The 10,742-nt window shown below is 69.9% G+C and carries 9 protein-coding genes and 1 pseudogene; 1 reads left to right on the top strand and 9 read right to left on the bottom strand.

The genetic code is table 11. The annotated features are described in order from the left end of the window. The coding region (locus J0670_RS17655; protein WP_207812566.1) for a helix-turn-helix domain-containing protein at nucleotides 1-145 on the bottom strand (145 nt) is incomplete at its 3' end. 255 nt (nucleotides 146-400) lie between these two features. On the opposite strand from J0670_RS17655, the gene J0670_RS17650 reads away from it, so the two are divergent. Further along, on the top strand, nucleotides 401-1,606 hold the full coding sequence (locus J0670_RS17650; protein WP_207812565.1) for a serine hydrolase: 1,206 nt from the start codon (nucleotides 401-403) through the stop codon (nucleotides 1,604-1,606). Nucleotides 1,607-1,870: 264 nt separating this feature from the next. On the opposite strand, the pseudogene J0670_RS39265 reads toward J0670_RS17650, so the two are convergent. The 8 genes and pseudogenes from J0670_RS39265 to J0670_RS17610 form a co-directional block, all read right to left on the bottom strand. Then, a pseudogene (locus J0670_RS39265) lies at nucleotides 1,871-2,149 on the bottom strand (DUF6328 family protein); the annotation flags it as partial. A 161-nt stretch (nucleotides 2,150-2,310) separates the two neighbouring features. Continuing rightward, nucleotides 2,311-2,745 (bottom strand): hypothetical protein, encoded by a 435-nt coding sequence (locus tag J0670_RS17640; RefSeq protein ID WP_207812563.1) that lies wholly within the window; start codon nucleotides 2,743-2,745, stop codon nucleotides 2,311-2,313. Nucleotides 2,746-3,008: 263 nt separating this feature from the next. After that, the gene (locus tag J0670_RS17635; protein ID WP_207812562.1) at nucleotides 3,009-4,082 is read right to left on the bottom strand and encodes a leucine-rich repeat domain-containing protein; all 1,074 of its coding nucleotides are present in this window, start codon (nucleotides 4,080-4,082) and stop codon (nucleotides 3,009-3,011) included. Nucleotides 4,083-4,425: 343 nt separating this feature from the next. Next, nucleotides 4,426-6,840, bottom strand: a complete 2,415-nt coding sequence (locus tag J0670_RS17630) for an ABC transporter permease (RefSeq protein ID WP_207812561.1) — start codon at nucleotides 6,838-6,840, stop codon at nucleotides 4,426-4,428. Then, complete coding sequence (locus J0670_RS17625; protein ID WP_207812560.1) at nucleotides 6,840-7,514, bottom strand: ABC transporter ATP-binding protein; 675 nt, start codon at nucleotides 7,512-7,514, stop codon at nucleotides 6,840-6,842. Before J0670_RS17625 ends, J0670_RS17630 begins: the two co-directional genes overlap by 1 nt. Before the next feature lie 95 nt (nucleotides 7,515-7,609). Beyond that, entirely contained in the window at nucleotides 7,610-8,464 is an 855-nt protein-coding gene (locus J0670_RS17620) for a hypothetical protein (protein ID WP_207812559.1), read from the bottom strand. A 90-nt stretch (nucleotides 8,465-8,554) separates the two neighbouring features. Continuing rightward, nucleotides 8,555-8,890 carry a hypothetical protein gene (locus J0670_RS17615; RefSeq protein ID WP_207812558.1) on the bottom strand — a complete coding sequence of 112 codons (336 nt, stop codon included), beginning with the start codon at nucleotides 8,888-8,890 and terminating at the stop codon, nucleotides 8,555-8,557. Between the two features lie 1,118 nt (nucleotides 8,891-10,008). After that, on the bottom strand, nucleotides 10,009-10,742 hold a 734-nt coding region (locus J0670_RS17610), incomplete at its 5' end, for an SAM-dependent methyltransferase (RefSeq protein ID WP_207812557.1).

Genomic DNA, 10,742 nt, shown 5'->3' with positions numbered 1-10,742 from the left:
ACGGGCCGCCGTTGCGGGCGATCTCGCGGGTGACGGTCGAGGTCGGCCGGCCGAGGCCTCGGGCGATCTCGCCGTAGCCGAGCCCCTCGGCCAGGCCGGTGGCGATCCGGCGGCGGTCCTGCTGGGTCAGTCGGCCTCCGGGCATCCGTCCTCGTCCCCTTGTTCTCTCGGGTTCCTCGCGCGGGTTCCTCTCGATGGTCAGGAGAGTATCCGCCCGCCGCCCGCGTTGTTGCAATGGGAGTGTAGAGGTGTTGCATTCACAAGCAGTCTCATTGCAAGGAAATCAGTCAACTGAGCTGGGGTGGTGTGAAAGTGGCCGTGGAGTTGATGTTGACGGTGTCGTGAATTCGCGGGAGCGTTCTCTCCGTCAGCGGGAAACACCGTCGAGGGGGAACACACCATGAGGACCACCACCCGCGCCGCCGTCACCGCCCTGCTCACCGGGGCCGTGCTCGCCGCCACCGTCACCACTGCCGCACCGGTGTTCGCCGACCAGGCCGCCGGGCAGGCCGGGCAGTGGGACCGCCACCCGGGCGTGCAGGCCGTGCTCGACCAGGGCGTGACGACCGGTGGACTCCCCGGCGCCGTCGCCGAGGTGCGGGACGGGCGCCACCGCTGGTTCGGCGACGCGGGCGTCGCCGACATCACCACCGGGCGGCCCCGCCAGGAGCAGGACCGGTTCCGGATCGGCAGCACCACCAAGACCTTCGTCTCCACCGTCGTGCTCCAGCTCGCCGCCGAGGGCCGGCTGAGCCTGGACGACAGCGTGGAGCACTGGCTGCCCGGCGTCCTCGACGCCTCCGGCTACCAGCCCGACCGGATCACCGTCCGGCAGCTGCTCAACCACACCAGCGGGGTCCCCAACTTCGCCATGGACGACGAGATCGGGAAGGAGTTCTGGCACGAGCCCTTCCTGCAGCACCGCTTCGACGACTTCACCCCTGAGCGGCTCGTCGGCATCGCACGCGCCCACCAGCCCGACTTCGCCCCCGGCACCGGCTGGACGTACTCCGACACCAACTACGTCCTTGCCGGGATGATCGTCGAACGGGCCTCCGGCAGCACCCTGGCCCAGCAGATCCGGCAGCGCATCACCACCCCGCTCGGCCTCACCAGCACCTACGAGCCCGCCTCCGAGGACGTCACCATCCACGGACCGCACGGGCGGGAGTACTCCCACCTCGGGTACACCGACCCGAACACTCCGGACTACGACGTGACCGAGCTGAGCCCGTCCTGGGGCTGGGCGTCCGGCGACATGATCTCCACCACCCGCGACCTCAACACCTTCTTCGCCGCCCTGCTGGACGGACGACTGCTGCCTCCGGCCCAGCAGCAGGAGATGTTCACGATGGTCCGGACGCCGGCGGACAAGTGGATCAAGGACACCTCCTACGGCCTGGGCGTCAGCTCCGTCAACCTGCCCTGCACCACCGTCTGGGGCATGGGCGGCGCCATCAACGGCTCGTGGACCTACACCTACGGCAGCCGGGACGGCCGCCACCTGCTCTCCACCAACGTCAACGGGGACTGGCTGAACGGCGGCAGCGGGCCGATCGACCTGTTCACCGCCGAGCTGAAGGCGGAGTTCTGCCCGGGCTCCTGATCGGCGGCTCCACCGCCTTGTCGCACAGGTGGTCCTCAAGCAGCGCGTGGACCTGCTCGGCACCACCAGCCCCTCCGTCCTCCTCTACGCGGCCCTGGACGGCTGGCGCCGCCAGATGATCCAGCACGGCCACGCCCTCCACGACCACGCGCTCGCCCTGGCCGCCGACGCCGCCGACCCTGGTGTGGAGAGCGTGCGGGTGTCCCGTCGAAGACTGACCAGGCCGATGGCCCGGTGGCTACGGTCGGGCCAGGGCAGCAGCAGCCAGCAGACGGTGAACCAGAGCACGACCGCGCCCGCGACTACCCGGGCGAGCGGCGATCCGGTGGCCACGTGCAGCAGCAGCGCCAGCGCCGCCCCCACGGTCACCCCGAGCAGGACGAGGCCGAGGGTGACCAGCTTGGCACCGGCGCGGACGAGTTCGGGCATCATCTGGTGCCCGGCCAGGAAGCGGTGGAAGGCCACCGGCGCGATCAGCGCGCCGGCGGCCAGGGCGCCGAGGACCACTGTGACCTGATACAGCGTCCGGTCCGCCGGGCTGATCTGCGGCGAGACACCGGGCTTCTACCTCCCCGAGCGTTGCCCGGGCGGCCGTCCGCCGTGGTGGGCCGTCCTGGTTGCCGATGAACGTGGGGTAGGCCTCCGGCCTCAGCCGCCCGCCGCCGGCGCTTCCACGGTTCGTGGCCCGCCCGGACCTCGGCGCGCTACCGGTCAGCCGCCTCCAGGACCCGCGTGACCAGGGCGACATCGGCCTTGGGTATCACGATCACGTGCTGCCCGTCGCCCGCCACCAGGTCGAAGCGGAGCATCTTCGGGTGCGGGGTCTTCTGCTCCGACGGCGACAGACGGAACGGACCCCGGAGGGCGACGTTCTCGCCGGTGCGCTGGTTGCGCCACGTCACCGCGTCAGCCTTGAGGAACAGGTGGCCGGACGCCGCGTGCGGAACGGTGCGCCCCTTGCCGATCGGCAGCATCCTGACGGTGCCCAGCGTCGGACTCGAGCAGAACACCTGCAAGGTGGTGCCCGCCTGAAGGTCGGCCAGGTCCTTGTCCGTGCTCAGCCGCCGGATGCCGAACATCGAAAGCAGGGTGTCGGAGAGGGTTCTGGTTCCCGCGGCGCGGCGGATGTCGGTCGTCATGGCGCAGATCCTCCCAGAGACGGCCGTCAGACTCGTGACCAGGGCACTCCTTTGAAGGAGACGGCCCCAGCCGCTCGCCCGCAGAGCCCGCACACACGCCCCACCGGGCGCCCGCACCGGACCGATCGAAGACGCTCAGCCGACCCGCAGGAGGATCTTCCCGCCGACACCGACGACACCGCCGCACAGCGAATGCAGCGCGTCGGCGAGGCCCTCCAACGGCAGCTCCTCCACCCAGGCGACAGGCGGAGCGCCGACGGCGCTCAAACGCGCGGGCGGGGGCTGATCTTGACCATGTCGGGCTGGAACTTCTCCGCGCCGTGAACGGCGCCGGCTCCGTTCACGTAGATGACCAGATCTTCCCTGCTTGCCAAGGGCGTGAGGTCAACGTTGGTGTCGGGGGAGGTGTGGAGGAAGATCACGGAGAGGCGGTGCAGGCCGGGGAAGAGAGCGAGGACCCGGTCGAGGTCCGGGGCGGTTTCCAGTTGGACCAGGGACAGGTCGGCGACCTGGGGGAGTGCGGAGTCGCCGAGATCCTGGTTCCTGGCGATGAGCAGGTGGGTGAGGGTGGTGAGGGGGATGAGCCGGGAAAGGTCTCCAGGTCTGAGCCGGGAGTACAGTCCGAGCTTGGTCAGGCGTTCCCACCGGCCGATGCCCTCGATGCCGGTGCAGTCGTAGGCACGGGCGTGGAGTCGTAGTTCGGTCACCCGCTCGCCGGCCGGGACGGCCTCCAGGCTTCTGTAGGGCAGCGGCATCCCGAGGAACAGGTCGAAGAGATCGGGAAGGGTGTCGAGGACATCGAGGTTCGCGATGTCTCCCACGTCGAGTGAGAGGCGCTGCAACCGCAGGCCGCGAAGGGGCGAGAGGTCGTCGATCAGGGGGCAGCCGTACAGGTCAAGATGGGTGAGCGCTGACATATCGCGCACGAAGCCGAGATCGTCGAGAACGGGGTTGTCCGCGAGGTGTAGGTGAGACCTGCTTGCCGGATGCGGTACGGCAAGGACGTCCGCCGCGGTGAAGGGACCTGCACACGACAGCGAATGCACCGGCGGTAGCATCGGCAGGGCAGCCAGCTGCGCGGCATCCTTGACGGAAACGCCGAGAGGCGGTGGCTGGTGGGCAAGGATCTCCTGCGCGTACTCGACAGGATCGAAGGACGAGAAGAGCCAGCCCACCCGGAGCATGGCCGAAGCTCCGAACCGGCTGCTGTCACGGAACTGCTTAAGGTAGGAGAGCGCGGCATCGCCGCCCACCATCGCCGCAGTTCGCAGTGCAGGCCCGATCTCGTCGTCGGCCAGCCCGTCGGGGCCGGGCAGGAGGTCGAGAATGATCGGCATCCACAGCGTCGCTCCGCTGCCCGCCAGGTCCTGTGCATCGTGCTCAACTCCTCGCTGTTCAGCAGGAAGCACCGTTGGTCCAGGAGCTGCCGACCAAGTGCAGCGCTGTCGGCCCGCCGTAGTACACGGCACCTGGTCGCGGCAGGCCTGAGGGGGGAGCAGCATCGAGGAGCGTCTGAGTCTTGTCCAGGGCGTACCAGCGGCGAGATGACGCCCAGGCCCGCATTCGTCCGGCCCGCGGCAACACGACGGCGAGGTGGTGAGCTCAGATCCGGGGCGTGACCGGGCCCGCGCTCCCACGGCGCGGGCCCGGTCACGGCTGCTGGTAGATGTGCCCTGCAGGCTATTCGCGGTGCAGGAATTCCGCCTTGACGCCCCGGCCGAGGGCGGGGAGCGCGCTCAGCCCCGCCACGGCCGCGCCGACGAGGGCGATGGCGGCGACGGTGCCGAGTCCTCCGAGCGGGATCGCCCCCGGGGTGCCTCCTGCGCGTCCGTAGGCTCGTCCGACCAGGACGGCGAGGCCCAGGGCCAGTGTGATGCCGACGCCGTACGGGATGAGCACCTGGAGGAGTTGGGCGCGCCGCATGGTGGGCAGTGGGACGCCGACCACTGCCTGGAGGGCGACCTCGCGGCGCCGTTCGATGGCGCGGTCGATCGAACCGACGGCGATGGCGGCGCAGGAGATCATCAGGACGAGAACGGTTCCGAGCGTGAGCAGGGCGCGGAACAGCGGGAATTGGTACTGAGATTCGAGCGCGATGTCCGGGACGGAGACCGTCAGGCTCGGGTCCACCCGGGCGGCCGCCGCGTTGAGCGCCTCGAAGGTGGACCTCTTGCCGTCGGTGACGATCAGGTACGTCGTGGCGGGCAGTGTTGCCTCGGACAGGCCCGGCGTGCTGGGCGGCAGCAGCATGTCGGCCGCCACCGGGGAGCCGTCGGACACCGCGTTGCGGTCGGGGACCGTGAGGGTGCGGGTGGGTGCGGCCACCGTGACGGGGCTGTCGGCGGAAGCCGCCGGAGCCAGGGCCAGCGGTGCTCCGTTGTCGAGCCCGGTCGGCTGCCCGGACTGGGCGAGCCAGTACGCGGTGCCTTCCTCGCAGGACTGTGGCGCATTCTTGATCACGGCGGACAGCTCGGCGCAGGTGAGGACGACGGCGTTGTGGATGCGCGGGGGTGTTTGAACCGTGCCGACGGGCGACCCGGACGCCCCACCCGGGATGCCCTGGACGGGTGTCACCGTGACGGGCGCCATCGGCGTCTGGAGGCGGCGCACGGGGACGACCGAGCGTACGCCGGGGATGTCGGCGAAGGTGGCGGTCGTCAGCGGCGTGCCGTTCGCGCTCGTCGCCGGCCCCTGGTAGACGCCGGGGGCCATCACCTGCGTCCAGGAACCGGCGTCGGTGCGGGACTGGATCGCCGCGAGCACCGACTGCCCGAAGGCCCCGGCGAAGACCAGGAGAACCAGCCCGGAGACCACCCGGGTGGCGGCTGCGGCCTCGGCCTCGAGCCGCCGGGCACCGAGCAGGACGGCGATCGAGCGGGTCACCCGCCCGAGGAACACACCGATGCTCCGCGCGATCAGCGGAGTGCCGGCCGCGAGGCCGATGAACACCAGCAGCAGCCCGGCGGCCATGGTCAGCAGCATCGAGGTGTTCGGGTCGCCGCGATCCGGCGGAGGGCTGGCCGCCGCGTACCCGCTGACCGCGACACCGACGGCCAGCGGTGCCAGCCGCCAAGGGGACGGTGCCTTCGTCACCGCATCGGCCCGCCCGGCCCTCGTGGTGGCGGTGACCCGCCGTACCGCGACGGCCCCCACGCCGACGGCGAGGACGGGAACCGCCAGGAGCAGTGCCACGATCTGCCACAACGGGGGCTGGAGGTCGGCGGAGTACCAGCCGTAGCCCGCGACGGTCCATCGGGAGGTGAACGGCAGCAGGGCCTCGAAGACCGCCAGGCCGGCGAGTGCACCCAGCGTCGCCACCACGGCGCTCTCTCCCGCGTTCACCACCTGGGCCTGGCGCGGCGTCACCCCGAGCAGACGGAGCGCGGCCAGCCGCCGGTCCCTCGTGGCGGCGGAGAGCCGGGCGCAGGAGGCGAGGAACAGCAGGACGGGCGTGAGGACGGCGATCACGCCGACGATCAGGGTGATGGTGTTCTTGCGGGCGTCCGCGACGGCCCCGGCCTCGGCCACCACCGCAGGGCCGGTGACGTGGTGCGCCTGTGGCCCGTATCCGGCGGGTTGCTGCGCCGGGGCGCCCGGGGTGCTTCCGACACCGACGTATGCGAGCAGTTCGTCCGGCTGCAGCAGACCGTCGGCGGTGATCGTCTCGGTGGCCCGGCCGGGCAGGCGGTCGCGCAGCGCCTGGTTCTGCGGCTCGTCGTAGAGCGTGCGCAGTGCGGGCGAGAGCGCCACCTCGCCGGGGGCCGGCAGGCGGTTCAGGCCGGGCGGCGGGGCGGCGGCCGTCTCAGGGACGAGCTGGCGTTGCAAGGGCCGGCCGTACCAGCTGTCCGACACGCTCTCGCCGAGCAGGCCGCAGCCGGCCGCCGGACGACCGTCCGTGGCCGCGCAGATCACCGTTCGGGCGTCGGCCCGGTCCGCGCGGTGTTGCAGCATCCCCGGGACGGCGATCGCCAGCAGCAGGACGACCACGCCGAGTGTCGTACCGCCGGCCATCAGGGTGACCCGGGCCCAGCCCGAGCGGCCGTAGCCGCGAACCAGGCGCACGCCCAGGAGTAAGGGGTAGAGGCGGGCCCGCATCACACCCGCTCCTTCGTCCCGACCACCCGGCCGTTGCTCATCACGATCTCGCGGTCCGCGCAGGCCGCGACGCGCGCCTCGTGGGTCACGATGACCACGGCCGCGCCCTGCTCCCGGGCAGCCGTGGTCAGCGCGGTCAGCACCCGCTCACCGTTGACCGTGTCGAGAGCGCCGGTGGGCTCGTCCGCGAAGACGACCTTCGGGCGGTGGATCAGGGCCCGTGCCACCGCAGTCCGTTGGGCCTGTCCGCCGGAGATCTGGGACGGGCGCTTCGCGGCGAGGCCGGCGACCTCCAGCCGCTCGAGCGCCTCCCCGGCCTTCCGTGCGGCGTCCTTGCGGGTCACTCCCGCGAGCCGCAGCGGCAGCGCCACGTTTTCCAGTACGGACAGTTCGGGGATCAGTTCGCCGAGCTGGAACACGAAGCCGAAGTCCCGGCGGCGCAGGGAGCTGCGGCCCGCCTCGGGCAGGTTGTCGATCCGCTTGCCGTCGAGGTGGACGCTGCCGCCCTCCGGGGCGAGGATCCCCGCCAGGCAGTGCAGCAGCGTCGACTTTCCCGAGCCGCTCGACCCAGTCACGGCCACCACCTCCCGCGGGGCGACTGCGAACGATACCCCGTCCAGCGCGCGGGTCGTGCCGAAACTGAGGCTCAGCTCATCGGCTACCAGAAGATTCATTGCCTGCCCTCTCGCGTTTTTACAGGTGCGTGGCGATCATCTCACCATCCAGAGGCGTCGACCCCTCGTTCGATAAGCGGATCCCAAAATTCCGATTAAGGCGTTGAGTATCCGGCCTCCTCGATGAAGACCTCCCGGTACACCCGGTCCAGGGTCTGAGAGCAGGGGAACGTCGCGACGGCGGCGGAGACCTCTTTCTGGCGGAACTCCTGATACTTCGAGTCCGCCTCTGCCCGGGCCTGGATCTCGCCGTTCACGTAGGGCTTTCCATCGGAGTTTCTTCCGTGTAATTCATTCATTATTTTTTGGTACTCGCCGCGCAGTTGGCGGATGAGATCCAGGCGGCTCGGGTAGTCGTAGCCGCGATTTTTGGCGCAGGCCATCCACTCCAGCCCTGCCGCCTGATAGCGAGCGCTCGAAGTGACCTTCTTGTCGATCTTGTTGTAATCCGAGTTCCCCTTGTCCACGCCGAACTCCCGGCCGGCCTCTTCCCGGGAGTCGTCGGAGCACGAGGACAGCGCCTGGTCGTAGCGTGTGGCGGCCTCTTCGGACAGTGATGCGGTGTAGCTGTCGTTCTCGTGGCTGGGCAGGAAGGCGGGCCAGGCGGCGATCCCGAACCCGTGCTTCTGTGCGTACTCGAGGCTGGAGAAGTCGGTGGAGGTCTCGGTGTCGACCAGGCTGCGCGGGTTCTTGGGGACGTACTGGAACCCGCGGGCCGGCATGCAGCCCGCGATCAGCTGTTCGGTGCGTGTCGCGAGGTCCAGGTCGAACTGGGCGTCCTCGCTCCGCGGGAGCACCCCGGCCAGAGCCAGGGTCAGGCGACGGGCTTGGGCCGTCTGGGCGGGTGTCAGCTCGGTGGTGCCGGACCTCATCACGAAGACGGTCGCGGTGCCACCGAGGGCGGCCGCTACGGCCAGCGCCAGCACAAGAATTCTCTTGGACGTACTCATGATTCTCCTTCGGCGCCGGCCGCAGCGGTCAGATGTCACGGGAGGACCCGCGGACCTTCCTCAGGTGTGCCGTGTTCTGAGGGAGGGGGGTCAGAAGTCCGCCCCGACGCCGACGAGCGCGCGGTTGTAGGTCCCGTTGGCGGAGCAGTCGTAGTGCGAGGTGCCGCCGCCGCTGGCCCGGATCGTCGACTGGTACCAGTTGGTCTCGCCGTTGCCGCGCTGGCACTGGGCGCGGTCCTGCGCGCTGCCGCTGCCGGTGACCTTGATGATCGACTGGAGGCCGGCTTGCCCGGTGTAGAACGAGGCGGTGGTGCCGCTGTAGGTGAATGCGAAGCCGCCGGTGGAGCCCGGGAAGTCGACGACCTGGCCGGCCGACGCCTGCGTGGCGCCGATCCCCAGAACGGCGACGGCTGCGGCGGCGCCCACAGCGGTACGACGCACTATTGCCGAGAGACTCATTGGGTTTGCCCTTTCGTTCGTCGTTTCCTGTGCTGCTCGGCAGGGCCTCGCAGCGCAGTAAATTGACACAGACGGTTGAGCCCGGACGCTCGGACGTCTCCGAATTTGAACGGGCGAAATTGAGCACCGTCAATCCACGCGGGCGCTGCCCATGGTGCGGCGCCTACGAATAAAAAGACTACAAGATAACTTGCTTGGTGGGCAGACCTTTTCTGGACAGTGGCGTGCTCCATGGAGTGACTGTCCGATTTGGTGGACATTTATGGAATTGGCGACATGGAAAAACGTATACCATTGCATTGCAATTGGATTGAATGGACATTTAATATCCGACCTGCTGTCATCGATTCAAATCGGGCAAGACGGGGCGGGTGTGATGCTGAATCAAATCTTCCGCTTTATGCGAACTGTCTTGATCCCTTGCAGGCCTGAGGCCGTGTTGAGAGCTGCCGTATCGCCAGACTGGAGGGGTCATTGAGCCTATTGTGAATAGTGTTACGCGTAGTATCCGTCGGGCCTGGCGAATGAGCAGTGGGCGTAGGTGGAGCCGTTGCCGCCGCTGGTGACGTTTCAGGGGGGAGTGCGGTTGAGGCATGGGCTGGGGTTTCGATGGTTCGTGGAACCATCACAGACCCACCGCCATGAGGAGCCCGCCCCGCGAGCACCGCACCGCACACCCCCCTTCCCCAGACGGGTGCGATCCGAGACGACTCGGTGTCAGGGGCAGGGGCTACGGTGCGCCGTCATGGACGCTGCTGATCTCGACCACCGGGCACGGACGCAGTCCGCCGCATCCCGCCGGAACCGGTCTCCCGGCTGCTCGAACGCGGGCATGCCGCCGTGGTGGAGACCCGGGCTGGGCGAGGGGAGTGATTCTGCGCGCGGGAGTGGGCGGCAGCCGCTCCGTGTCCTCCCGGACTCAGCCCTTCGGGAAGCGTTCCCAGGGCACCTCCTCCAGCAGGAACCCGGCCCTGGCCTCGGCGGTTGTGGGCGGTCAGTGCGCGCACGGCCGGCCGGCCGCGCATGAACCCGGTCCGCTCATCGGGCCCCGTTGGAATCGATCACCCAGGGACCCGGGAGGCGCTCTACCGGCGGATGGCCGAGATCAGTCCGCCGGGCCGCTCCTCGCGCTGCGCAGGGGTGCTGATCGGGCGGCCGTAGGCGGCGGCGCGCTCGCGCAGGGTGTGGCTGGTGGCCTCCCAGCCGTGTCCGGCCAGCCATTCCACCGGGTCGTCGGGTGTCTCCGAGACCCACAGGGAGGCCGCCGATCCCGGCGCGGCGTCCGCGCCGAAGCGCTCGATCACGCCGCGCGGGCCGAGCGTCAGCCCCATCCGGCTGCCAGGCGCCGACCGCGCGCCGATCCGGGCCAGCAGCAGTTCCACCGCGTCCTCGGGCAGGTAGATCAGCAGTCCTTCGGCGATCCACACGGTCGGCGCGGCCGGGTCGTGTCCCGCGGCGGTCAGCGCGGCGGGCCAGTCCTCCCGCAGGTCCGCGGCGACGGTGATCCGCTCGCAGCGTGTGACGGCCCGCTCCTGGTGCAGGACCGAGGCCTTGAAGTCCAGTGGCGCGGCGGTGTCGACCTCGAACAGCCGGGTGCCCTGGGGCCAGTCCAGCCGGAAGGCCCGGCTGTCCATGCCGGCGCCGAGCAGCACGACCTGCCGGATCCCGGACGCGCAGGCCTGCCGCAGCAGGTCGTCGAGGAACCTCGTCCTGATGACGATGGAGAGCGACACGGCCAGTCGGCGCCGACGCGCGGCCTCGTCACCGGGTGGCGGCGAGGAGGGCCACAGGCCGCCGGCGGCGGCGAAGGCCCGTGCCA

Origin of the sequence: Streptomyces sp. FH025 (assembly GCF_017427025.1) — a bacterium.
Classification (GTDB): Bacteria; Actinomycetota; Actinomycetes; order Streptomycetales; family Streptomycetaceae; genus Kitasatospora.
This window is presented reverse-complemented; position numbering and strand designations above follow the sequence as displayed.